Here is a 23,657-nt window from a genome sequence, read left to right on the forward strand (position 1 = left end):
CTCAGAGCCCTGCCGCAATTTCGGATGGACGCTTCATTGTCCCGGTTCCCGAATAGCGCGCGATCGCTTCTTCCACGACTTTCTGCATGGCTTCGCCGTCAATGCCATTCGGCTTGGCAACGGTCTCAACCCACTTGTCGACCTGTGCCGGCTGAACCGTTGCCTTCGCCTTTGCCTTTTCATCGTCGGACAGCGACGAGAATAGCACGCCTTCGGCCCGAGCCTTTTTTGTGTACTCGGCGAGAACACTGTTGTAGATCTCCGCAAATTTTCCGCCATACAATTCGTTGGCAAGATCGGTACAGATCTGCTGTTGCTCGGCCGGCAGACTTTCCCAAACGCGCCGGTTCATGATGGTGACGGCTGGAGCGTGGGGCCCGTCGCCGATGTCATGGAAGTATGGTGCTATTTCATGCAACTTGTACGCCACCGCGGTGACGAAATCGAAGCCGTAAACACCATCGAGGACCCCGCGCTCAAGCGCTTGGTAAACCTCTCCCGCGGCCATCGGAACCGCGATACCGCCGAAGCTCTCGATCACGTCCGTGGCCACTCCGTAGGCTCGAATTTTCTTGCCTTTGAGATCCGCCAACGAGGTGATCTTCTCGCGCAGGATCAGTGGCGCGTAGTTCCAATTGGTCCAATAGAGAACCTTAGCGCGATGCCGGTCCTCCCACTCTTGGCGAAGCGGTTCGAAGTTCTCGTAAACCTCTCGGCAGACTTGCTGCAGCTCGTCGGCCCGCTCCATGCGGAAATACCATTCTAGCCCCCGAGTGACCGGAAGCTCGGCTTGGTAATATCCGGGCGAGATCAGCGTGGTTTCGCTCGTTCCGTCGCGCACGGCGCTAAGGTGGCCACCCACCTTGGTCAAGCTTCCAGCCCAGTAGTAGCGCATAGTGATTTCGCCATTGCTGCGCTTCTCCAACTCATCAAAGAACCAGCGATCAATCCAGGATGGCCCGGCGGAGTCACTCACATAACTGTCGAACTTCAGCGACGTCGCCGCCTGCGCGAGGTTTGGCAGGCTGGAGAATACGCCGACACCGGCGAATGCACCGACAGTTTTCAGAAATTCACGTCTTTTCATTGAATTTTCTCCTCCTTTGATATCCGGCTTCCTCTGCCCGATCGCTTTGATTTTCAGGCTATTGCGCTCCCTCGGTCGCACGCGAACGAGCCCTGAGATCGGTCTTCAGAATTTTCCCGTAGCTGTTTTTGGGAAGGTCGTTGACGAATTCGTAGCGTTTCGGTCGCTTGAATGACGCGATTTGCTGGCGGCACCAGCTGTCGAGTTCCGACACCGTGGCACTTTTGCCGTGTTCGAATACGACAAACGCGACCACCTGCTCCCCCCATTCCGCCTCGGGTTCCCCTATAACGGCAACCTCGAAAACCGCCGGATGCCGAAGGAGCGCTTCTTCAACCTCCCGCGGGTAGATGTTGGTCCCTCCCGAAATGATTACGTCCTTTGAGCGGTCCGTGAGGAAAAGAAACCCGTCTTCATCCAGATGGCCGAGATCGCCCGTGTGAAGCCAACCGCCCTGCAAGGTCTGTTGGGTCGCTTCGGGATTCTTCCAGTAGCCTTTCATAACTGTCGGCCCCTGGACGCAGATCTCTCCGGTATAACCCGCCGGCAAAGGCGTCCCGTCCGATCCAAGCACGGCGAGTTTGATTGCCCCTTGAGCGATTCCCACGGAAGCACGCCGCGCCCGCCAACGGGGATGTGACTGGTCCGCGACCAAATCCCTTGGCAGGACGGATATCGTCATCGGCGACTCGCCTTGGCCGTAGATCTGGACAAAACGCGAACCGAAACAGGCTACTGCTTCGTCGATGTCATTCGCATACATCGGGCCGCCGCCGTAGATGATCGTGCGAATGCCCTCGCCGCAATATCCTTGGGCCTTGGCCGCTGTGATTAACCGCTTCACCATGGTCGGCGCCGCGAAGAAGACAAGATTGCCACGAGTTTTCGCCAAGCCAATGATTTCTTCGCAGTCAAACCCCCGTGATGCGGGGATTAGGTGTGCCCCGCCAGCACGGATCTGGGCAAACATGTAAAGTCCCGCGCCGTGCGACATTGGTGCTGCGTAAAGCATGTGATCATCGGATCGCGCCGAGTCCACGTCGAGGGCGTAGCACAACGTCATGTACCGCAGATTGCTATGGCTTAACATTGCGCCCTTCGGGGTTCCCGTCGTCCCCGATGTGTAGAATAACCAGGCGAGGTCATCGTTCCCGACCTCAGCAGGCGCCGTAATCTTTCCGCGATTCGAGACCGGCGCGGCGAGCGCGGCTTCGCGGATGTCATGGCAGTCCGAAAAGAAGGTGCCACTTTCCGTTAGAACAAGCGCCGCTTCGGCATCCCGGACGATCCATTCGGCCTCGCGTGCGTGGAGCTTGAAATTGACCGGGACGACAACTGCGCCCAGCCACCAGCATGCATGAAGCACCTCAATATATTCGGGGGCATTCTTGGAGAAAATTGCGACTCGGTCGCCCCTTCTTATGTCGTATTCCGCAGCCAGCCATGCAGCGCGGTTGCAGACCGCCTGCAGGAGCTCGGCATAGTCCTGGCACAGAGCATTGCCTTCGTAGACGGCGGGACGTTTCGGCCATGACAAGGCTGCTTGATACAGCCAGTTCGCGATGTTCATCGTCTTTCTTGTCCTCGGAACGTCAGCAATCAGATACGATCGGCCTGCAGGATCGTGGCATAATTGGCAACCGCAGCGCCGCCCATGTTGAAGGCGAGCCCCCATTCCGCGCCCGGACGCTGAATTCCACCTGCACGACCCGTAAGCTGCCGGAACCCCAGAGCATGCATGGAAACGCCCGTGGCACCGACCGGATGCCCCTTGGCCTTGAGCCCGCCAGAGAGGTTCACCGGAATGCGCCCGTCCGCATAAACGGTGCCGTCTTCCAAAGCACGCACGCCCTCTCCTTTCGGAGCGAGTCCCATCGCCTCGTAGATCAACAGTTCCGCCGGGGTGAAGCAGTCATGCACTTCAGCAAAATCAAGGTCGTCCACGGTGATCCCGGCCGTCTCATAGGCCATTCGAATGGCACGTTCCGGGCCTTCGAACGCCACGAAATCACGGCGGCTCATCGGCAGGAAATCGGACACATGTTCCGCGGCGGCAATCCTGACCCTGGCGTCGGCATCGCTTGCAGAAGCATTGTCAGCACTCAGCACTACCGCTGCAGCACCGTCGGTGATCAGCGAACAATCGCTCAAACGCAGCGGGGGCGCGATCAAGGGATTGCTCTCGCTCACTTCGCGACAATGCTCGTAGGTCATTCTCTTGTGCATGTGCGCGAGCGGATTGTTCATCGCGTTTTCATGATTCTTTGAGGCTATCCGGGCCATCGCATCCCTTGGGTCGCCATATCGCTCGGCATACTGCTGAGCAGCAATGGCAAAGACCTGCGGGAAGCTCAGGTCGGCCTCGGCCGTATCATTCTGATAACCGGCCCCCGCCAACGCCTTTGTCACGTCCGGCGTAGAGCGGTGGGTCATCTTCTCTGCACCCACCACAAGGACATTCCGCGCGGAGCCGGCACGGATGGCATTCAGGCCGGCATGGATCGCCGCTGCACCGGAAGCACAGGCGTTTTCGCATCGCGAAGCCGGCTTGAACCTGAGGTCTGGATAAGCCTGCAGTATGAGCGATGAAGCAAAGCCGTCCGGCACCAACCCGGAATTGAAATGCCCCAGAAAGACGGCATCGATTTCCGCAGGAGCAATTTGCGCCTCTTCTATCGCTTCGCGGGCCGCTTCAACAATCAGGTCTTCGAGACTCTGGTCAAGCCTGCCGAAGCGCGTGTGCCCGGACCCGGTGATAAAGATATCGGCGGTCATGAATTATCCTCCTGCGACATTCGTCACGGAAAATTCGTATGGCAACAATTCGTAAAACTACGTATAAATCTACGTAGGTGTTACGTAGTCACGGCCATGCGATAAGAACGGGAGGGGAATGTGGACTTTGACCGCATTTCGAATGCAGACCTCAATTTCACCGGCTTCATGGACGCACCCGTAGGCCTCATGGTTCTTTCGAACCGTATGATTCAGCGGGTCAACACGGAAATCGAACGCATATTCGGCTGGTCCCGGGAAGAGCTAGAAGGCCAGTCGATCCGTATTCTCTATCCGTCGAGCGTCGACTATGAGAAAACCGGGGCACGCTGGAAGCGATGGCTGGAGAGCGGACCGCGTTACACCGATGAACGCTTCATGCAATGCCGCAGCGGCGAGATAATCTGGACACGTGCCACCGGGCGAACACTGACGCCAACCGATCCCTTCCGCCTGATGGTCTGGTGCTTCGAACACCTCGAAAGCCGCCCGCCGAATTCAGCCATTCTGACACCGCGCGAGCGCGAAGTCGCGCGATATATCGTGAATGGCTACACCAGCAAGGAAACAGGCCAAGCCATGGGGATTTCGCCGCGCACCGTGGAGGTTCATCGCAGTTCGGTCATGAAAAAGCTTGGCGTCCAGAACGCAGCCGAACTGGCCGCCAAGATGATCGTGCAAAAATGAAACGGTCGCGGTGTTGCCGAGGCGAAGAAACTACCGAATATGCGGCATGCCATGGTCACGCTACGTTCAGATATGGACGCTTCCGCCATGGACTGCGATAGCGCCCAAGGCAATACGACGATACTGCGCGGAAAAATTTGTAAAGTCTGAACTCTTTGCAACCGGGGCCACGCCACGCGATTAGAAGCAAGCCAAGGAGCGTACCCTATCCACCAAATGGTAAAAGAACACCATAGCGCACCAGAACAAGGCGACTGACATCGACAGTCGGATATACATAACCAGGTCCGGCAGATCTCGAACGTAGCCAGATCACTCCGTCCCGCGACGCACAAGCTGGGCGCTCTGCGGGTCATACACGTAACCGGCAATCGTCCCATCCCTGATTTTCCTGATGGCCTCGTCGATGGCCGAAAGCGGAACGAGGAACCACTCCCGCGGCACGACCGGATTGCCGAACCGGTCCCTGATCTCGATGTCCAGCCTCGCCGGATCGAAGATGCGATGGATCAGCTTTTCAAGCCTGGAGCGGTTGATGTTGAAGAGTTTGTAGGTTGCGACCACCTCGACATCCGCCATCAGGAAGGTCGGCTGCAGCCGCGCACCCGCTATGCGTTGCTCGACGCTCATGTTGGTGACGCCGATCTTGTGAACCAGATCGCGGTTCTCGGCTACAAGCGGCAGATCCGACTTGCTGCGCAGGACATAGATCGTGCCACTCGCCTGGTCCTCGTCACCGTGCTGATCGGAAAACAGGGGGCCGGCAACGGGCTCCGTGATGCGCCGCCCCGCCTCGTCCTTGTTCAGTGCCCGCTGGAGCGAGCGCATGAGCATGTTGCTTTCCGTTCCGTTGTCGAAGATCACGCGCAGCCGTGCATCGGATCGCCCCTGATCGTTTGTGAAGACCTCGCCCATGTCCGCGACATAGGCCTTCTGGCCACCAACGATGAACCATGCGCCCGGCCTGATTTCGGCTTTCAGCTCAAATGGCCGAGTTTCGCGAACTCCGGCATCAAGCTCTTCCTGAACTTTCTGGAACAGTGGTTTGAATTTACTGAAGTCTTCGCAGCGCTGACGACTGGCGATCTCCTCTGCCGCCCGCTTCTCTGCGCTCGGGCGGACATGGCGAAGCTCGGTGATCTCGAATCCGTTGATGGTGCCGAGTTCGGCTGCGAGCTCATCCTCGTCCATATCGTCCGACCCGGCATCAGCTGTCGTCCCGGCTCCACTCAACAGGCCTTGTCGGTCCAGCGGCGCGAGCAATGTCCGGCAATCCTCCAGCTTGCGTATCCGGTCAAGCCGCACTGCATAGAGCCGCTCGAAGATGTCTCGGTCCTCGCCGTGCCGGGGCGCGCGGCCATGCTCGTCCACGAAGCGCTGGATCTCCTCGAAACCGGCAATGATGCGCTCCTCGCGAGGCGATCGACTCGCCTTCTTCTCGGGCTGGGCAAATTCTTCAAGTTCGGCGCGAAGCTCATCAAGATCGGGATCACGCATAGCGGCCCTCGTCCTTGTACCGAACGAACGCCGCCGCGCCTTCCGCCAGATGCCGCTCCCATGGATCCGTCGCGGTCACAGAAGGCAGACGCCCCCTCTCCCGTTTGAACTCGACTGCCCGCTTGGCGATCGCTTTGGCATCTTCCGGCGAAATGCGCGTCTTCTTTGCCGCGATGGCCGTCGCGACCTGCTTGAGACTGTCCTCGCTCATCGTCTTGGCAAGAATGGCGTAGGCCTCCCCGAACGGATTGATCCGGTCGATGAGGTCGATATCCAGCTCGCGGACATCCATTGCGAAACGCCGAACACCGTCGATCAGCGCCGTGTTGCCCTTCACCGCGTCTTCACCCTCGATGATCGCCTTCTTGGCCTGCTGGGTCAGGTTGAGCGCCGCGATGGCATGCTGGCGGATCGCTTCCTGGTCCTCGTCCTCAAGTTCCGGGTATTTGTCCTTGACGATCTTGCCCATGCGTACCTGGGTCAGTTCCTCGGGCACGAGTTCCTCGTCGAACAGGCCGCGCTCGATCGTGTTCTTGTCCTGCACAAAGGCGGCGATGACCTCGTTCAAATCCTCCTGGCAGATGCGTTCGGCCTCCTTGCTCTTTGGCTCCGCCAGTCCCTTGATCTCGATCTGGAACTGCCCGGTTTCTTCATTGAACCCGACATTGCATTTTTCCGGATCGTAGCCCCCCTCCCCGTAATCGTAGCCTTCGGCGGGGCCACTCGTATCCGTCTTCGGCGTAAAGTTGAAGCGCGGCGCCAGCACCTGCTCCATGAGCAAGCTTGCGGCAATCGCCTTCAGCGTGTCGTTCACCGCCTCGGTCACTGCCTCTTCGGAAGCGTCCGGCTCGGCGATCAGGTTGGTGAAGCGAGCCCGCGTCTTGCCCGGCGCATCGCGTGTCGCCCGTCCGATGATCTGCACGATCTCCGTCAGGCTGTTGCGATAGCCGACTGTCAGGGCGTGTTCACACCAGATCCAGTCGAAGCCTTCCTTCGCCATGCCCAGCGCGATGATGATGTCGACATGGTCGCGGTTGTTCTTCTGCGCCGGATCCTTGAGAGCGGCGAGCACCTTGGCATGCCGATCCGGTCCGTCATCGACAAGATCGGCAATCCTGAGCACGCGGCCATCCGCGCGCTTGACCAGGTCGAAGCCTGTCACCGGATCCTTGCCTTCCCAGGTTCCCAGCGCATCCATGATTTCGCTGACCTCGGTGGTCTTTCCGCGCTGGGTGCTCTCGCGCGAATTGACATTGGGAATGTGAACGATGGTCTTTTCGTCGGTGTCGAGCACCTTGGCGATGTCGTCGACATAGGGCCCGTTGTAGAAGAAATAGCCGATGTCAAGCGACTTCAGGTGCTCGTAGCCATTGAGCTGCTCATAGTAGGTATAGGTAACGGTGTCGAACTTTGCCTCGTCATGGGGCGCCAGCACGGGCTCGGCATCGCCCCGGAAATATGAACCTGTCATCGCCACGATATGCACCTTGTCGCGCGCGATGAACTGACCGAGATGCTGGCCCAGCTTGTTGTCGGGATTGGCCGAGACGTGGTGGAACTCGTCCACGGCGATCAGCCGGTCGTCGAAGGCCTCCACGCCGAATCTGTCGACGGCGAAACGGAACGTCGCATGGGTGCACACCAGCACCTTGTCACCGCTTTGAAGGAATGAGCCGACGGCATCGACCTTGCCGCCATTGTCACCGCCGGGCGCGTTGCACAGATTCCATTTCGGCTCCACCTTCCAGTCGGCCCAGAAACCAAACTTGCTCAGCGGCTCGTCGTGGAAGCTGGCGCCGATCGACTTTTCCGGCACGACGATGATTGCGTGCTTCAACCCCTGGTTCTCCAGCTTGTCGAGCGCGATGAACATCAGCGCACGGCTCTTGCCGGATGCAGGCGGCGACTTGATCAGCAGGTATTGCTCGCCGCGTTTCTCGTAGGCGCGCTCCTGCATCGGCCGCATGCCGAGCTCGTTGGACCGGGTCGAACTGCCGGTTTGCGCATAGGAGACGGAGACAAAGGGTACGGAGCTCATGTCACTCATTGCACGGTTCCAGGGTTTGTCGGGAACCATGACGGAATATGTCCATCGCATAACGCCTTCATGTGGCACGCAATCAGCTCGGCACGTGCATTCAGGAAAGCGTCATAATCGCCGGCTATCAACGCATCATACGGTATCAGATGAGTTGCCAGCCTTTGGCGGACAACCTCTTCACCGAGATTTGCCGCTTCGGCCCGCGCCTCGATATATTCCCTTGGCGTCTTGGCGGCCACTTTCCGGTTGGTCCGCCACGTGATGAGTGCGCAATTGAGTGCGCGATTGACCAGCGCGTCGCGACGGTCTCCGCTCAGTATCGCGACGGGATAGAGATGGTGATACTCGCGCCGGGCAATATTGCCCGGACCGATCGGGGCACCGTCGGCGAAGTCATGCCCGCCGGCACGCAATGCCGTTGCAAGGATTGCGCGAGGCAGCCGATCCTTGCGACCTGGCCAGCCGGCGCCAATCAATTGGCTGACGTCGGCAATCGGATACTGTTCCTCGTCAAAGAGCTCACAGGCATCCGCGCTGCCCCCGCCGTCGAGCGCACCTGACAATCTTGTAAAATCGGCATAGGCCCGTGTGGCGGAAGTCTTGCCGTATCGGTCGGTATAGCATGCGCGCCACAATACCTTCCTGATCAGCGCGCGGGCATTGCCTTCCGCATCGAACCCTTCCTCGGGCGCCCGTGCCCAAAGCGCGCAGGTCAGATAGACGGCGACGTCCGTCGGCAGGCATTTCTCGTTGAACAACGCCTCCTGCTGCAGGAACGGAAGCCCGCGCGCGAAGCCGCGCTTCACCTCCTGCCAGACATTCGCAAGCTCGTTGCCGAAGCCTTTCTCCAGATATGTCTTCTTCAGGGGTGCACGCCCCATGAGAAGGGCGCCGACAGACAGGACGATATCCTCGACCTTGCCGTATTCGCGCGCCTGCGGAGCGTCGTCGAGCAATTCTTCCACCATGTCGTGCAGGGACTGGCCTGTCGCCTCCTCCAGCTGGGCCACGACGATATCGAAATCCTTCAGCGGTGAGGCGGACGTATTCATGCGAATGAAGACATCGAGTGCGGTTTCGCGTCCGGTCTCCACGCCAAGGGCCAGGAAAGGAATCATGTAATTGGCAACGCGTCCCCTCAACTCGTAGAGACGCGGCAGCATTTCCGCCGTGCTGGCGCCGCTCTCGCCGACCGTGGCAAGCCATGTCTTCAGGGCCTTTTCGCCGCCACTGCCCGGAACGAGAAGCGAAGCCGGAAACAGGCCACGCTCGAATTGCTGAACCGGGTCATCCGCCCAGACGGGCTGCCGTATGTCCTTGCGGAACCACCGCTTGACCGGAACCACCTGCGGCGCATCCACCTGCGCGGCCTCGTCTGGATCGATTTCGGGATCGGCCTCCCTGAACGAGATGAACAGCGTCAGGTCGTCATAGTCGTCGTTGAGGCTGCGCCAAAGCGCCGTCATGCGCTGCTGGCCGTCCAGCAGGTGCATGGATGGCCGGGTTCCCGTGTCCGGGGCGGGTGCGCCAACGATCGGGCGAGAATGGAACGGCTCCTCGTTCCCGATCTCCAGTACGAGCAGCGTGCCCATGGGCAGTGGCGGCTTGCGGACAACGTTTTCGAGCAGGGCCGCGATCTGCCCCCGTCCCCAGGCCTCGTGGCGCTGGAACCTGGGCAGCACCACCTGCCCCTGCTGGATCATGGAAAACCACTGCTCAATGGTCTTGTTGCGCGCTTCCAATGTCTCCTCCTTGATTTCGTGCCCGGCCTTCCGGCTTCACTCCTGCCTGGCGCTCTGCGACGTGCAAGCTCAATGGAACTCGTGCTCGCCATTCCCCTTCTGCGAGGCCGAAGCGGTCGGCCGCCCCTTCCCCTTCGTCATTTTCGTGTATAGCTCGAACAACTTCTCCAGCCGCTCGGTGTCGTTGCGGAAGCGGCGGCCTATGTAGATGCGCTCCAGTACCTCATCGTTGCGGTCATGGGCGGCGCGGAGGTTTTCGGGCATGGCGTCGGGTTTGTAGAGGTCGGCGATGGTGGCGGGAAAATGCGCCTCGCGGGCCAGAAGGATATCCTCGGCGCAGCGGGTCAGGTCTTCCTTGTTCTTCTCTGTCAGCTTGGGGACGGGGAAGGTGTTCCAGCCGAGGGTGTTGGAATAGCGGTATCGGGTTTCCAACTTACCGCAGACCGTGGCGATCCAGACAAGGTGGAGGCGTGACGCGATCAACGACATGTTCCACAGCGGGGCATCGTAGAGGGCGAAGGCGAGGTTTGATACAATTGTATCTCCGCTCAACAAAGACGCAGGCAAATAGTGCCTATTCTCGGAAGTGACCGTCGGCACAGCAAGTGAATGCACCTGCGCCGTTCCTGCAATTTGCACAAACCTATGCGGTCTCTTCGCGAACTCTTGAGTTGAAGCCGCAGGACTCTTCATACGGTTTTCACTGACAGCGGCAAGTACGCTCGACAAGTAAGCATGCCCCGCCGCGAATTCTTGATCTGAATCTTCGATCCAAAAACACCACCGCACTTTACCTTGGATAATTTCTTCTGACCCGAGATACGGACGAATGAAGCGGTCAAGGTCCGGATACTTCTCCAAAAGGTTTTGTTTTTCTGTGTCTGACAACACTAAATGACCGCCATCTCGGGGCATGTTTCCAAACAGCATTTGGCTGAGACCACTGAGATTATCTCTGCGCTGCGAAATAAATGCACTTGGCCCCTGAACAAGATAGCCGTTAATTTGTTCAACCTCCTTCATTACGGTCTCGCCGTCGGCACCTAAACTGTAGAGCCTGAACGTCTGGTTGGTCATATTCGAGACCGCTATGATCGCCACGGTGACACCTGCATTATGGCTGGCAAGATTGGCCCATTTGAACGAGGTATGGGCAAAGGCGATGTGGAACCCCATCTCGAAGATCGCGGGCCAGAGGATTGGCACTTGCTGCCCCTGACAGATCGAATTGGTGGACACGAAAGCGGCGGTGCAGTCTGTGTGCTGGCCGTAATCGGCGGCCTTCATGAACCAGCCCGCGACATAGTCGAGCGATTTCCAGCTTTTCACCCGCCCGTCAAAGATGACTTTGAGATCCTCTTTCTGTTCCTTGCTCTGCCATTTCGAGCCAAGATAGGGCGGGTTGCCGCAGATATAGGTCTCGCCGCCCTCGTTCTCGAAATCTATCTGCGCCTGATCGAGCGGCGAGTGAAACAAGTCATCAGCATGGTGCTTCACGCCCGTTCCGGCCGGCGGGCAGATGCTCAGCCAGTCGAGCCTGAGGGCGTTGCCGCAGGTGATCCAGTTCTGGCTGTCCAGCGGCAGAAACTCGGCCAGCGCCTCTTTCTGGCCGCGATAGAGCACGTCGCACTGATACTCGGCGATGATCAGCGCCAGCCGCGCGATCTCGGCGGAGAAATCGCGCAGTTCGATGCCGCGGAAATTGGTCAGCGGAATGTCGCTGCGGCGGTCCGGCTCGCCGCGGCGGCGGTTGATCTCCGCCTCGATCTCGCGCATCTGCTTGTAGGCGATGACCAGGAAATTGCCCGAGCCGCAGGCCGGGTCGAACACCCGGATGCGCGCCATGCGCTTGCGCAGGTTCAACAGCTTGCGCGGATTGTCGCCCGCCTCGTCCAGCTTTTCACGCAGATCGTCGAGAAACAGCGGATTCAGCACCTTCAATATGTTCGGCACGCTGGTGTAGTGCATGCCGAGCGCGCCGCGCTCTTCGTCATCCGCGACCGCCTGGATCATCGAGCCGAAGATGTCCGGGTTGATCATCTTCCAGTTCAGGCTGCCGATATGCAGCAGATAGGTCCGCGCTATCTTCGAGAAGCGCGGCACAGCAACGCTGCCCGAGAACAACCCGCCATTCACATAGGGAAAGGCATCGGCCCAGCGCGGTATCCTGGCGTCAGCCCGGTCGGCGGGCTTCGTGTTCATGGCCCGGAAGATTTCCGAGATCACCTCATGCGTGTTGGAGGAATCCCGCGTGCTCATCTGGTCGATGGTGGCGGTAAACAGGTTGTCCCCCATGAAGATGTCCGTATCCTCGGCGAAGAAGCAGAAGATGAGCCGCGCCATGAAGTGGTTCATGTCGTGCCGGCGATCCACCTTCGCCCAGTCGGGGTTGTCCTTCAGCAGCTGGACATAGAGCCTGTTCAGCCGGCCGGTGGCCCGGATATCGAACGAGCTTTCCCTGATCTGCCTGACGGTCGAAATGCCGGCAAGCTGCAGAAAGAAGCCGAAATGGTCCGGAAAGTCGGGATAGGCGCAGGCCACCGTTTCGCCCGAACCGAGATCTTCGGCCTCGAAGTCCTCGCCATCGGTCGCCAGGATGAATTTTGCCTTGTGCTTCGTCGTGGCAGCGCTTTCGCGAAGGGTCGCAAGCGTCGCCGTGACCTCTCCCCTCGAACAGGTCTTGATGTGGATCTGGTTGGCATGCAGCACGCCACCTATGTCCGACTTGTTGGCTGCTCCTTTGCGCAATCGCTTGAGCGTCGCGTCCTTGTGCCCGAATGCCTGCAGGAACGCATAGGGAAACTCCTCCGCGTCGAACGGCTGTTCGGCCAGTTGGGATACCGCTTCCTCGATCTCGACCGGATTCATGTCCGCCTGCCCCTTGCCCGAATCTGTCGTCTCCCGACTTTCGAGATGAACGAAATTCCCTTCTGCACAGTCAAGACATCAACAACCGGGCTGCCTGGTGGCTGTCAATGGGAGCGTGCGGATTGGTGGCAGTGTCGTGAGGGCTGGAGGGCCGGTAGAATGAATGCCAGGGCATGATCGCCCCTGAAGGCCCTACCCGGCCGCGCATTATCCGAATCGCGCCGACGATATCCGGATGACCGACTCACCCGATCAGACATCCAGCGCTATCGAAACACAGATCCCGACCGAATCGAGAACCCGCCGCTGCGGGCAAAGCCCAGCCAAATCGCCTCAATTGTTGCACAGTTTGTTACACAAAAAACAGTCCTACAACAAAGCTGAAAACTTGGAATTGGGGCAATCTGTTGATTTTTATAGGCTTCTTTGAGGAGGCATTGGAGCGGGTGAAGGGAATCGAACCCTCGTCGTCAGCTTGGGAAGCTGCTGCTCTACCATTGAGCTACACCCGCGGCGGCCGGAAATTAGCCACGGCATGAACGATTTGACAACCGGAAAATCGCAAGCCGCCCCTTTGCATTCACGCGAACTCCCGCCGAAACGGTTTTCCGCCTGCCGGCGCCCGGCCCGGACGCGACCGCCAATGCCGCGTCCGTTCCGCAGTATCCGCGCGTTCGACCACCCGGCAGAACCACCCGTCACCGGCTGCGCGTCCCCGACCGGGTCGCGACCGGTCAGGTCGACATCGCCCGGTTGAAGCGGATCGACGACAGCAGCGACAGCCCGATTATCGATGCGCCGATCAGTCCCGTGACCACTTCGGGTATGTGAACCAGGCTCTGGCCGAACATGACGACGGCGAGACTCAGGATTGAGTAGAACGCCCCGTGCTCGAGAAAGCGGAAACGATTCAGTGTCCCCCTCTCGACAAGCATGATCGTCATCGAACGGACATACATCGCACCGATGCCCAGCCCGATCGCGATGAGAAACAGGTTCTGCGTCAGCGCGAAGGCGCCAATGACGCCGTCGAAGGAAAAGCTGGCGTCCAGGACCTCCAGGTAGAGAAAGGCGCCCAGCCCTCCCTGGCGGGCGGCTGCGCGGATCGCGCTGCCCTCGTCGAGGACATGGCTCAGCGCATCGACCATCAGGAAGACGACCAGCCCCAGGATCGCCGACCGGAAGAACGTCGCCTGCTCGGCCGGGGGCAGAGCAACGGAAAACGCCAGCACGACCAGCAGGACGAGCCCGTAGGCGACGCCGCGAATGTCGGCCATGCGGCACAGGCGCCCCTCGATGGAATGGAGCCAGTGAACCTCCTTCTCGTGATCGATGAAGAAGCTGAGCGCGACCATCATCAGGAAGGTGCCCCCGAAGGAGGCGATCGCCAGGTGGCTCTCGTGCATCAGGCGGGCATAGGCGCGCGGTTCGGTGACCGCGAGGATGACTGCATCGAAGGGGCCGGTCCGCGCCGCGACGGCGACGACGGCAAGCGGAAAGACGATCCGCATGCCGAACACCGCAATCAGGATTCCCCACGTCAGGAATCTCCGGCGCCAGACCGGCGACATTGTCTTCAGCTTGTTCGCATTGACGATGGCATTGTCGAAGGAAAGCGAAATCTCGAGCACGGCGAGAACCGTCCCGATCAGCAGGAATGTCAGCGCGCCGCCGGCCGTGCCGACATGCTGCCACCCCAGCCAGAAGCAAGCGACCAGTCCGGCCGCCGTGGCGACGAACGCCCATTTCAGGTAGGCGAACAGCGATTTCACTCGATATCTCCGATGCAGTTCGTGGACGATGAGCAGCCGGCTAGCGGCCACTGTCGGCAGGAAAATGACAGGCGGCGAGATGGGTCTCCTCGACTGTCTCCAGCGCCGGCTGCCGGTCGCAAGACTGTCGCGACCTCCAGCAACGCTTCTGAAACACGCACGCCTCGCTTTTCGTGGACGGACCGGGTGGATCGCCGCGCAGTATGATCCTTTCCCGCGCCGCGCCCTTGCGCGCGAGCCTGGGCTCGGACGAGACGAGCGCCTGCGTATATGGATGTGCCGGATGCCTGAGTACAAGGCCCGTCGGCCCCGTTTCCACGATTCGCCCGAGATACATCACCGCCACGCGGTCGCAGACCTGCCTCACCACGGAGAGATCGTGGCTGATGAACACCATCGACAAACCGCGCGTTTCCCGGATGTCGGCAAGCAGGTTCAGTACCTGAGCCTGGATCGAGACATCAAGGGCCGATACCGGCTCGTCGCAGATCAGCAGGCTCGGATCGACCGCGAGCGCGCGCGCGATGCCGATCCGTTGCAGTTGGCCGCCCGAGAGGCCGCGGGCGCGGCGCCCCATGTACTGCTCGCCCAGCGACACTTCCTCCAGCCGCTCGCGGACGATTCGCTGCCGTGCCGCCCGGTCAAGTTCCGGGCGCTGGAGCAACAGGGGTTCCTCGACGATTTCCGCAACCGTCATCCGCGGATTGACCGAGGCATAGGGATCCTGGAAGACCATCTGTACCGCCCTGCGGTATTCGGCGGCCTGGGCCCTGTCCGCCGGGTCGACCGCTCGGCCGCCGAGTTCGATTGTGCCGCCGCTCGCCCGCTCCAGAAGCAGAAGCGTGCGCGCGAGGCTCGTCTTGCCGCACCCCGATTCCCCGACTATGCCGAGCACCTCTCCGCGTCCCACGACGAGATCGACCTCTTCCACCGCCCGAATGTCCACCGGGAACCGTTTCAGACCGTGACGCTCCTTGATGCGGAACGTTTTCGACAGCTTCCTGGCCGCAAGCAGCGGCGCCATCCCGTCGCCATTTGCATGGTTCATGCCGGCACCTCCAGGGCGTGATGACAGAGTGCCGCATGGGTGCCGTTCTCCACACGGGGCGGAGAAACCCTGCCGCAGAGTTCGGACGCGCGCGAGCAGCGGGGGGCGAAGGCGCATCCTTCGCCCAGCCCGGTCAGGTTCGGCGCAGTGCCGGGAATTGCCTGCGGCAACCGCCCTTCCTCCTCGGTCGGCGATGCGGCCAGCAACGCGGAGGTGTAGGGATGGAGCGGCCGGAACAGCACGTCTTCCATGTCGCCCACCTCGACCACCCGCCCCGCATAGACAACGGCAATCCTGTCGGCGATCTCGGAAGCGACGGCAAGATCATGCGTTACCATGATCATCGCCGCGCCGCTTTCGCGCTGATGCCGGTTCAGGAGCTCGAGAATCTGCGCCTGGATGGTCACGTCGAGCGCCGTGGTCGGTTCGTCGCAAACCAGCAGCGACGGTCCGGAGGCAAGGGCGATCGCGATCATGATGCGTTGTCTCATCCCGCCGGAGAACTGGTGCGGAAACGCCCTGTAGCGTTTTGCCGCGTCCGGGATGCCGACATCCTGCATCAGCTTGATTGCGCGATCCGTTGCAGCGCCCCGGGCGACGCCCTGCATCCGCAGGCGTTCGGCGATCTGCCAGCCGACCGTGAACACCGGGTTCAGCGAGGTCAGGGCGTCCTGGAAGACCATTCCGATCTCCTCGCCGGCCAGCCGGCGCCACTCGCGCAACGGCATTGACAGGACGTCCCGGCCGTTGAACCGGACAGAGCCTCCCGTCACACGGAAGGGCGGATCGGAAAGAAGGCGCATTGCCGACAGCAGGCCGACGCTCTTGCCGGAGCCGCTTTCGCCCACGATGACAAGGGTCTCGCCCTCCCCGACCGAGTAGCTGAGCTCGTCGACAGCCCGCACGGCCCCGCCCGGGGCGCCGATCTCGATCCGGAGACCTTCGATATCCAGTACCGGTTTCAACGGTCTCCTCCATCGGATTGTTCACGGAACCAGTTCGAAACGATGTTCGCCGACAGGGCCGTGAGCATGATCGCCAGCCCCGGCAGGAAGGCGAGCCACCACGCCTGGGCGACGTATGTGCGCCCCTGCGACACCATCAGCCCCCATGTCACGTCGGGCGGCTGAATGCCGATCCCGAGGAACGAAAGGCCGGCTTCGGCAAGCATGACGACCGCGAAATCGACCGTGGCGATCGACAGCAGGGTCGGCACGACGATCGGCGTGATGTGCCTTCGCAGGATGTAGGCCCCGCTTCCGCCGAAACTGCGCGCCGCGTCGGTGAACAGCCGGGTTCGAAGCTCCAGCGTGAGGGCGCGCGCCGTCCGCAGATAGACCGGAGCGCGGGTCACCGCGAGTACCATCACGATATTGAGCGGCCCCGAGCCGAAGATGTAGAGCACGACGATCGCGAGCAGCACCGCCGGGAAACTCTGCAATATGTCGGCTATCCTCATGAGGACAGCGCCGACGACCCCGCCGAAATAGCCGGAGATCAGCCCCAGCGTGCCGCCGACGACAAGCGAGAACAGCACGGCGCTTCCGGCGATCAGCAGAGTCATTCGCGCGGCGAATGCGAGGCGGGCGAGCATGGAGCGTCCGAGCGAGTCGGTTCCCAGTATGTTGAGAAACCCGCCTTCCAGCGTGCCCGGCGGGACCATGCGCGCTCCAAGGTTCATTTTCGTCGCGGCGCTCCCCGCCAGTGCGGAACCGAAGACGACGCAGATCAGAAGGAGCGCGAGGAACCCGAAAGCCAGCCAGGGAAATCCGGCACCCGGTCGCATCTTGTTTAGCCAGTTCATTGAGGTCACGGCCGCACCCGCGGATCGAGCCATGCGTAAAGCAGGTCTATGACGAGGTTGATGGTGAAGACGGTTATCGCGACGACGATGATGACAGCCTGCACCACCGAGAAATCGCGCTGCTGGACGGAATCGATCATGACGCGTCCAATCCCCGGCCAGCCGAACACGGTCTCGACGATCACCGCGCCGTTGGCGATGGCAACCGCCTGGTCTCCGGCGACCGTCAGGACGGGGAGAAACGCATTGCGCAACGCATGCACATATATCACCCGATGCTCGCCCACCCCCTTGGCGCGCGCGGTCTTGACATAGGCCGAGGAGAGCGCATCCAGCATGGAGGCACGAACGACCTGGATCATGACGCCGAGCGGTCTGAGGAGCAGCACCGCGACCGGCATGACCCAGTAGGCAGGTCCGCCTGTTCCCGAGGTCGGCAGCCAGCCGAGCGTGACGGCGAAGAGCGTGATCGCTGATATCGCGATCCAGAAATCCGGCACGCTGGCGGCGAAAAGCGACAGAACGCCCGCCGTCCGGTCGACGAGGCTCCGCGGACGGTAAGCCGCGATTCCGCCCAGCGCCACGGCGACCAGCATGGCAATGACCATGGTCACCGCACCAAGACGGAGCGTCGTCGGGTAGGCGTCGAGCACCACGTCGATCGCCGGCCGCGCCTGGCGGATGGACTGGCCGAAATCCCCGACCATGAGACCGGAAAGGAATTCCCCCAGCTGCACGATGATCGGCTGGTCGAGACCGTGGTTGCGGGCAAAGTTCGCGCGTTCCTCGAGCGAGGCGTCGAGGGGCAGGTAAAGCGCTGCCGGATCGCCGGTCAGCCGCACCAGGAAGAACACGATGAGAAGAACCGCCACGAGGGCGATCAGTGTCTGCAAGCTGCGCCCTATGAGGAAATTGTCGTTCATTTGCAGCCTCTGGGGTTCGATACAGACAGCGGCGGGACCGCCATGTTGGGGACCGGCCGCGAAGGGCCGGCCCCCGTTGTCCTACTTGAAGCTGATCTTTTCCAGCGGCAGCTCGGAATTCGTCGAGATGTCCGGCGTGAAGGACAGCCGCTCGGAAACCCGCGTGTAGCCGACCATGTGGAACAGCATGACATCGGCGATGATCCGCTCCTCGATGATCGAGAACGCCTTCTGGAACAGCTTGCGCCGCTCGTCGCCCGTCGCCTGCTCGGCGGCGCGGATCGTCCGGTCGAGTTCCTCGTCATGCAGCGTCGAGTTGGCACCCTCGGAGTGGTACTTGTTGAAGACCGTGAACACCGCGTCGCCGTTGTTGTTGTCGTGCTGGTCTATCAGCAGGATCGGCGGCCGATCCTCTGCATAGGGCTTGAGGATGAGTTCAAGCCACTCGCCGACCTCGACCATCCTGAGCGACACGTTGAATCCCGCGTCCTGGAAGAATGCCTGCAAGGCCTCCATGGTCTCCGCGGAGTTCGGGAACATGCCTGTTCGGCCGATCAGATGAATCTCGGAATCCACCGGTGTCCCGTCGGCCTTGGCCTGCGCGATCAGTGCGCGCGCCTTTTCCACGTCGTAGCCCCAGGACACGATGTCCGGATTATGACCGTTGATCGACGGAGCCACGAGCTGTGTCGCCAACATCACATCGGGCGAAAGTATCGTGCCCTTGATGGCGCTGCGGTCGACGGCAAGGTTGAGCGCCTCGCGGATACGGATGTCATCGAGCGGCGCCGTTTCGGTGTCGATGCGCAGCCGCGTCGTCTCCGAATTCGGGTAGGAGAAATCCGCGGCCGGATCCGCATCCTGGACCGAGATGTTCGGCGCGATGTCGGCTTCGCCGGCAGCCACCATCGCGGCACGGACCGGGCTTTCCGAGCGGAAGATGTACTTCGCACCTTCAACCGCCGGCATATCGCCCCAGTAGCCGTCGAACCGCGACAGCGTGATCGAATTGCCGACATCCCACGCCTCGAACGTGTAGGGGCCGGTGCCGACCGGCGAACGCGTGTATTCGCCCATCGCGGTATTCGGCGACACGATCACGACCGTACCCATCATCGTCGGAAGGATCGGCGACGGCGCGTCGGTCTTGATGTCGACGGTCAGCTCGTCGACCGGCGTCACCTCCAGCGCGGTGCCGCCGAAGAACTTGGTCCGGATCTCGCAATCGATGGAAGTGTCCATCATGCGGTCGATCGAATGCTTGACCGCTTCCGCGTCGAAGGCCGCACCGTCATGGAACGTCACGCCCTCGCGCAGCGAGAACCGCCAGGTCAGATCGTCGACCTGTTCCCAGGCGGTCGCCAGCCTGGGCGCGATCCCGCCATCTGTCGGATCGATCTGCGTCAGCGTCTCGACTACGTTCTGCTTCAGTACCTTTCCGACATCGGAGCGGCTTGCCTCGCATGGCTCCACGAAGGACGGTTCCTCCGCCAGCACGATCGTCACCGTCCCCCCGTCCTGTGCCAGGGCAAGCCCCGGCGCGACGAGATACGTCGCAACGGCCAATCCCGCCATCTTGAGTATTCGCATTGCACTTCCTCCCGTTATACTGCGCCATACGGCGGCGCGACCGATCTGCTAGCTCAGCGCAAAGCAGACATTCTTCGATTTCGCGTAGTTCATGACGGCTTCCGCGCCGCGCTCGCGGCCGAAGCCGGAACGACCGAAGCCGCCGAAGGGCGACGCGATCGAGGCGGCATGCCAAAGGTTTCCGTACACCTGCCCGGCCCGCAGGCGTTGGGCGAGCCAGAGCGCGTCGTTCAGACGATCGGTGAAAATCCCGGCGGCAAGCCCGTACTGGGTGCCGTTCGCCAGCTCGACCGCCTCCTCACGCGTGTCGAAGGGCATTACCACCAGCACGGGACCGAATATTTCCTCCTGGGCGAGGCGGCTGGTGGCGGGAACGTCGGCATAGACAGTGAAGTCCATGAACCATCCCGCCCGGTCAGGCACCCCTCCTCCCGTGACTAGGTCGAGCTTTTCGTTCGCGCCGATCGAAAGGTATTCCTGCACACGGTTGCGCTGTGTTTCGGACACGAGGGGCGTGAGAACCGAATTGTCCATGCCGGGGCCGACCGTGATCTCCTCGGCAAGCTTCCCGAGCTCGGCCAGCGCCTCGTCGTAGCGGGAGCGATGAACGATCAGCCGCGTCATGCCGGAGCAGATCTGCCCGGCATTGGAAATCGTCGAGGCGCGAACGGCCGCCATGACCTTCGACATGTCTGCATCGTCGAGCGCGATGCCGGCGGACTTCCCGCCCAGCTCCATGACAGTCGGCACGATGTTCTCGGCCGCGGCCGAAAGGATCCAGCGTCCGGTTGCAACGGATCCGGTGAAGGTGATCTGGTCGATGGCGGGATCGGTTACCAGGTGGCGTCCAGCGTCGCCCCCGGTGGCGCAGATCACCGAGACCGTACCAGCGGGCGCACCCGCAGCGTCGATGGCGCGCGCCATGTAGTGCAGCCCGACCGGCGTTATCTCCGGGCTCTTGAGAATGACGGAATTGCCGGTCGCCAGCGCAGCCGCGACCGACCGCGCCGCGATGGACACCGGGAAGTTCCACGGCACGATCTGCAACGACAGGCCAAGCGGCTCCAGGATGGTGAAATCGACCATCCCGTCTCCGAGCGGTATCTGCCGCCCCTCCGCCTTGTCGGCGAGGCCACCGTAATATTCGAATGCCGCCGCCGCCTTCTCGAACTCGTCCTCGGCGGACTTGAGCGACTTGCCCTGCTCGAGGCAGAGCATGCGACCGCCTTCCTGCTTGACCTTCCGCAGCTCGGCGGCAATGTCGAACAGCAGGCGCATGCGAACCGTCGGCTTCGCCCGGCTCAGTACGCCGCTTGCGAACGCGGCTCGTCCGGCCTCCACCGCGCGGGCGCAGGTTTCCGCCCCGGCAAGCGCGTGAAGGGCGACGGTCTCGGCGGTCGCCGGGTTTTCGACTTCCAGTGTCCGGTCGTTTTCCCCCGTGACGAATTCACCCGCCACGTAGTTCTCGTAAGCGCCCTGTGTCACGATATGGCCTTTCCTGCATGCCTTGTTTCCATGTCCGCCAGCGCCGACTCTCGCCACTGCGCGCCCGCCAGCCAGTCATCGTCCGGCGCGACGCCCCAACCCGGCGCGTCGCCGAGCGCCACCGCGCCGTCGTCGACCGCAAGCGGCGGGGAAAAGAACCGGTCGAGCGAAACGTCGTGAAACGCGTTTGGCTCGATGTTGAATTCGCAATGCGAGCCGGCATTCGGCAACGCGGCCATGACATGGAGCGAGAAAAGCGTGACCAGCGAGGAATTGGCCGCGTGGAACATGACGGGCTTGTTCCCGCCCTCGGCGATTTTCGCGACCTTCAGTGCCCGCGAGACGCCGCCGACATAGCAGAGGTCGGGCTGGCAGACATCCACCACGTCCGTCGCCACCATGTACTGCCAGGCCGGCAGGTAGTTGTCCTGCTCGCCGCCGGAGACCGGTATATCGAGCTCTCGGGCGACTGCTCGCGTGTCGTCATACTGCCAGTACGGGCACGGTTCCTCGAACTGGGATATGCCGGCGTCCTCCAACATGCGGCCGATCCTGAGCGCATGCTCCACGTCGTAGCAGGAGTTTCCGTCGACCAGCAGCTTCACGCGGGTGCCGGCGAAGGCCTCGCCCACCGTGCGGATCATCGCCGGCGTCCGCCCTTCCCAGGCGTCTCCGTTCCGGCCGTTTTTCTGGCCGATCCTGAACTTGAAGGCACGGAACCCGTACGCGTCCCCCAGTCGCCGGAAACGTTCGACCTCGCCATCCGGCGTGATTTCCCGGCTCATGGATGACGCATATACCGGCACGACACCCCCGCCCGCACCGAGCAGCGCCCATACCGGCTTTTCCTCGCGCTTGCCCGCCGCATCCCAGAGGGCGGTGTCGAGTCCTGCAATCGCCCGGCACAGGAACGTGCCGGGGAATTTCAGCTGCTCGGAGAAGACATGCTCCACGACGGCCTCTATCCGGGTGCCGTCCTGCCCGAGCGCCTTCGGCGCCACGAGGCGGTGGAACACCTCCGTCGAGATGTCCGCGTGATAGGGCGACATCTGTCCGAAGCCCTGGCTTCCGTCCTCGAGCGTCACCCTGACGATGGCAACGAACGGGCGTGTGAAGGTCTCCAGGCGCACGATCCTCATGCGTCACCCCCGAACTCGATGACGCATTTCAGCTCGCGACCCGAGCGCACGAGGTCCAGTGCCTCGTTGATGTCGTCGAGGCGGAACCGGCGCGCCACCAGTTCGTCGAGATGCATGTGGCCGGCGTGGTGGAGATCGACCAGGCGCGGCACGTCGACATGCGGCCGCGCGGATCCCATCTTCGATCCCAGGATCGAGATGCCCCGGCCGCCGAAAGTCCGCGCGATGATCTCCGCGATGTCGTCGCGGCCGGGGATGCCGGCGACGATCACCTGCCCCCCGTCGCGCGTCAGGTCCACCGCCTGCTGGATAGCAGGTGGATGGCCCACGGCCACGAAGGCGAAATCGACGCCCCTGCCGTGCGTGAGGGCTTTCACCTCCGCGGCCAGGCTCGCGCCGTCCATGTCGGCGCGGAAGGCGTGGGTCGCGCCGAACCGCCTGGAGATCTCCAGTTTCTCGTCATGGATGTCGAGGGCGATCACCGGCGTCGCACCGGCCAACGCGGCGCCCTGCACGCAATTGATGCCGACGCCGCCGGCACCGATCACCAGGGCGGAGGAGCCCGCGGCAACCTCGGCGGTGTTCGCGACCGCGCCGAACCCCGTCATCACGCCGCATGAGAGCGTGCAGGCGATGTCGCCGTCCAACCGCTCGTCCACCGGAACGCATTGAGACTGGTGCACGACCGCCTTTTCGGCGAATGCGCCGACCTTCATTCCGTGCACGACCGGCGTGCCGTCGGAAAGCGTCAGCGGCGACCTCGACGCCAGACCGAATTCCGCTTCGCAGAACGCCAAGTCGCCCTTCTGGCAGTAGTAGCAACGGCCGCAGAACCGGATCAGGCTGAGAACGACCCGATCGCCTGCCGACAGCCCCGTCACCGCCTCGCCTACCGCCTCGATTCGCCCCACGGCCTCGTGGCCGAACACGGCGGGAAGCTTGCCCTTCCAGCGACCGGAAATGGCCATGATGTCGCTGTGGCATATCGCGCAGGATTCCAGTGCGACCAGCACCTCGTCCCTGACGGGATCTGCAAGCTGCACGGACTCCACGGAAAGCGGTTCGCCAAACAAGCGGCACACTGCCGCCCTGATCGCCTGGGGCATCATCGTTCCTCCTCTAGCGACCGGAGGATTGACGCAAACGAACGCGACAACTTTCGATTTTTGTTGCCCGACTTTCAAAAATTGCTGCTATGG

The 23,657-nt window shown here is 61.7% G+C and carries 17 protein-coding genes and 1 tRNA gene; 1 reads left to right on the plus strand and 17 read right to left on the minus strand.

What is annotated here, in order from left to right:
- Position 1 precedes the first annotated feature (1 nt).
- From HTY61_RS07400 to HTY61_RS07410, 3 genes are read right to left on the minus strand one after another with little or no spacing between them, the layout of a single operon-like run.
- A complete protein-coding gene (locus HTY61_RS07400) occupies positions 2 to 1,087 on the minus strand; it encodes a C4-dicarboxylate TRAP transporter substrate-binding protein (protein WP_175276187.1) in 1,086 nt (361 codons plus the stop codon).
- Positions 1,088 to 1,145: 58 nt separating this feature from the next.
- Positions 1,146 to 2,657: a class I adenylate-forming enzyme family protein gene (locus HTY61_RS07405; protein ID WP_175276188.1), complete on the minus strand. Its 1,512-nt coding sequence runs from the start codon at positions 2,655 to 2,657 to the stop codon at positions 1,146 to 1,148.
- Between the two features lie 29 nt (positions 2,658 to 2,686).
- Positions 2,687 to 3,862, minus strand: a complete 1,176-nt coding sequence (locus HTY61_RS07410; protein ID WP_175276189.1) for a thiolase domain-containing protein — start codon at positions 3,860 to 3,862, stop codon at positions 2,687 to 2,689.
- 120 nt (positions 3,863 to 3,982) lie between these two features.
- Between HTY61_RS07410 and HTY61_RS19460 the strand changes: the two genes are divergently transcribed.
- Positions 3,983 to 4,549 (plus strand): LuxR family transcriptional regulator, encoded by a 567-nt coding sequence (locus HTY61_RS19460; RefSeq protein WP_246272959.1) that lies wholly within the window; start codon positions 3,983 to 3,985, stop codon positions 4,547 to 4,549.
- Between the two features lie 312 nt (positions 4,550 to 4,861).
- On the opposite strand, the gene HTY61_RS07420 is transcribed toward HTY61_RS19460, so the two are convergent.
- The 14 genes from HTY61_RS07420 to HTY61_RS07485 all read right to left on the minus strand — a co-directional run bounded on the left by HTY61_RS07420 (position 4,862) and on the right by HTY61_RS07485 (position 23,564).
- Complete coding sequence (locus HTY61_RS07420) at positions 4,862 to 6,046, minus strand: GIY-YIG nuclease family protein (protein ID WP_175276190.1); 1,185 nt, start codon at positions 6,044 to 6,046, stop codon at positions 4,862 to 4,864.
- Positions 6,039 to 8,093: a DEAD/DEAH box helicase gene (locus tag HTY61_RS07425; protein WP_175276191.1), complete on the minus strand. Its 2,055-nt coding sequence runs from the start codon at positions 8,091 to 8,093 to the stop codon at positions 6,039 to 6,041. The genes HTY61_RS07420 and HTY61_RS07425 overlap by 8 nt, the downstream gene beginning before the upstream one ends.
- The gene (locus HTY61_RS07430) at positions 8,090 to 9,829 is read right to left on the minus strand and encodes a DUF262 domain-containing protein (protein ID WP_175276192.1); all 1,740 of its coding nucleotides are present in this window, start codon (positions 9,827 to 9,829) and stop codon (positions 8,090 to 8,092) included. Before HTY61_RS07430 ends, HTY61_RS07425 begins: the two co-directional genes overlap by 4 nt.
- A gap of 69 nt (positions 9,830 to 9,898) precedes the next feature.
- Complete coding sequence (locus tag HTY61_RS07435) at positions 9,899 to 12,697, minus strand: class I SAM-dependent DNA methyltransferase (RefSeq protein WP_197945375.1); 2,799 nt, start codon at positions 12,695 to 12,697, stop codon at positions 9,899 to 9,901.
- A 438-nt stretch (positions 12,698 to 13,135) separates the two neighbouring features.
- Positions 13,136 to 13,209, minus strand: a tRNA-Gly gene (locus HTY61_RS07440).
- Positions 13,210 to 13,431: 222 nt separating this feature from the next.
- The gene (locus HTY61_RS07445; protein ID WP_246272960.1) at positions 13,432 to 14,469 is read right to left on the minus strand and encodes a DUF475 domain-containing protein; all 1,038 of its coding nucleotides are present in this window, start codon (positions 14,467 to 14,469) and stop codon (positions 13,432 to 13,434) included.
- A 40-nt stretch (positions 14,470 to 14,509) separates the two neighbouring features.
- A complete protein-coding gene (locus HTY61_RS07450; RefSeq protein ID WP_175276193.1) occupies positions 14,510 to 15,517 on the minus strand; it encodes an ABC transporter ATP-binding protein in 1,008 nt (335 codons plus the stop codon).
- Positions 15,514 to 16,482, minus strand: coding sequence for an ABC transporter ATP-binding protein (locus HTY61_RS07455; RefSeq protein WP_175276194.1), 969 nt, complete (start codon positions 16,480 to 16,482; stop codon positions 15,514 to 15,516). Before HTY61_RS07455 ends, HTY61_RS07450 begins: the two co-directional genes overlap by 4 nt.
- Entirely contained in the window at positions 16,479 to 17,321 is an 843-nt protein-coding gene (locus HTY61_RS07460) for an ABC transporter permease (protein ID WP_246272961.1), read from the minus strand. The genes HTY61_RS07455 and HTY61_RS07460 overlap by 4 nt, the downstream gene beginning before the upstream one ends.
- Positions 17,322 to 17,326: 5 nt before the next feature.
- Entirely contained in the window at positions 17,327 to 18,244 is a 918-nt protein-coding gene (locus HTY61_RS07465) for an ABC transporter permease (protein WP_175276196.1), read from the minus strand.
- Between the two features lie 81 nt (positions 18,245 to 18,325).
- Positions 18,326 to 19,834, minus strand: coding sequence for an ABC transporter substrate-binding protein (locus HTY61_RS07470; RefSeq protein WP_175276197.1), 1,509 nt, complete (start codon positions 19,832 to 19,834; stop codon positions 18,326 to 18,328).
- A gap of 48 nt (positions 19,835 to 19,882) precedes the next feature.
- Positions 19,883 to 21,319: an aldehyde dehydrogenase family protein gene (locus HTY61_RS07475; RefSeq protein WP_197945376.1), complete on the minus strand. Its 1,437-nt coding sequence runs from the start codon at positions 21,317 to 21,319 to the stop codon at positions 19,883 to 19,885.
- Positions 21,316 to 22,458, minus strand: a complete 1,143-nt coding sequence (locus HTY61_RS07480; RefSeq protein WP_175276198.1) for a mandelate racemase/muconate lactonizing enzyme family protein — start codon at positions 22,456 to 22,458, stop codon at positions 21,316 to 21,318. Before HTY61_RS07480 ends, HTY61_RS07475 begins: the two co-directional genes overlap by 4 nt.
- Positions 22,455 to 23,564 (minus strand): alcohol dehydrogenase catalytic domain-containing protein, encoded by a 1,110-nt coding sequence (locus HTY61_RS07485; RefSeq protein ID WP_175276199.1) that lies wholly within the window; start codon positions 23,562 to 23,564, stop codon positions 22,455 to 22,457. The genes HTY61_RS07480 and HTY61_RS07485 overlap by 4 nt, the downstream gene beginning before the upstream one ends.
- Positions 23,565 to 23,657 lie beyond the last annotated feature (93 nt).

Origin of the sequence: Oricola thermophila (assembly GCF_013358405.1) — a bacterium.
GTDB classification, from domain to species: Bacteria; Pseudomonadota; Alphaproteobacteria; order Rhizobiales; family Rhizobiaceae; genus Oricola; species Oricola thermophila.

Bases quoted from the DNA above. Each gene is read 5' to 3' on its own strand.
- HTY61_RS07400 (WP_175276187.1), bottom strand. From the start codon at position 1,087: ATGAAAAGACGTGAATTTCTGAAAACTGTCGGTGCATTCGCCGGTGTC.
- HTY61_RS07405 (WP_175276188.1), bottom strand. From the start codon at position 2,657: ATGAACATCGCGAACTGGCTGTATCAAGCAGCCTTGTCATGGCCGAAA.
- HTY61_RS07410 (WP_175276189.1), bottom strand. From the start codon at position 3,862: ATGACCGCCGATATCTTTATCACCGGGTCCGGGCACACGCGCTTCGGC.
- HTY61_RS07420 (WP_175276190.1), bottom strand. From the start codon at position 6,046: ATGCGTGATCCCGATCTTGATGAGCTTCGCGCCGAACTTGAAGAATTT.
- HTY61_RS07425 (WP_175276191.1), bottom strand. From the start codon at position 8,093: ATGAGTGACATGAGCTCCGTACCCTTTGTCTCCGTCTCCTATGCGCAA.
- HTY61_RS07435 (WP_197945375.1), bottom strand. From the start codon at position 12,697: ATGAATCCGGTCGAGATCGAGGAAGCGGTATCCCAACTGGCCGAACAG.
- HTY61_RS07450 (WP_175276193.1), bottom strand. From the start codon at position 15,517: ATGAACCATGCAAATGGCGACGGGATGGCGCCGCTGCTTGCGGCCAGG.
- HTY61_RS07460 (WP_246272961.1), bottom strand. From the start codon at position 17,321: ATGAACTGGCTAAACAAGATGCGACCGGGTGCCGGATTTCCCTGGCTG.
- HTY61_RS07465 (WP_175276196.1), bottom strand. From the start codon at position 18,244: ATGAACGACAATTTCCTCATAGGGCGCAGCTTGCAGACACTGATCGCC.
- HTY61_RS07470 (WP_175276197.1), bottom strand. From the start codon at position 19,834: ATGCGAATACTCAAGATGGCGGGATTGGCCGTTGCGACGTATCTCGTC.
- HTY61_RS07480 (WP_175276198.1), bottom strand. From the start codon at position 22,458: ATGAGGATCGTGCGCCTGGAGACCTTCACACGCCCGTTCGTTGCCATC.
- HTY61_RS07485 (WP_175276199.1), bottom strand. From the start codon at position 23,564: ATGCCCCAGGCGATCAGGGCGGCAGTGTGCCGCTTGTTTGGCGAACCG.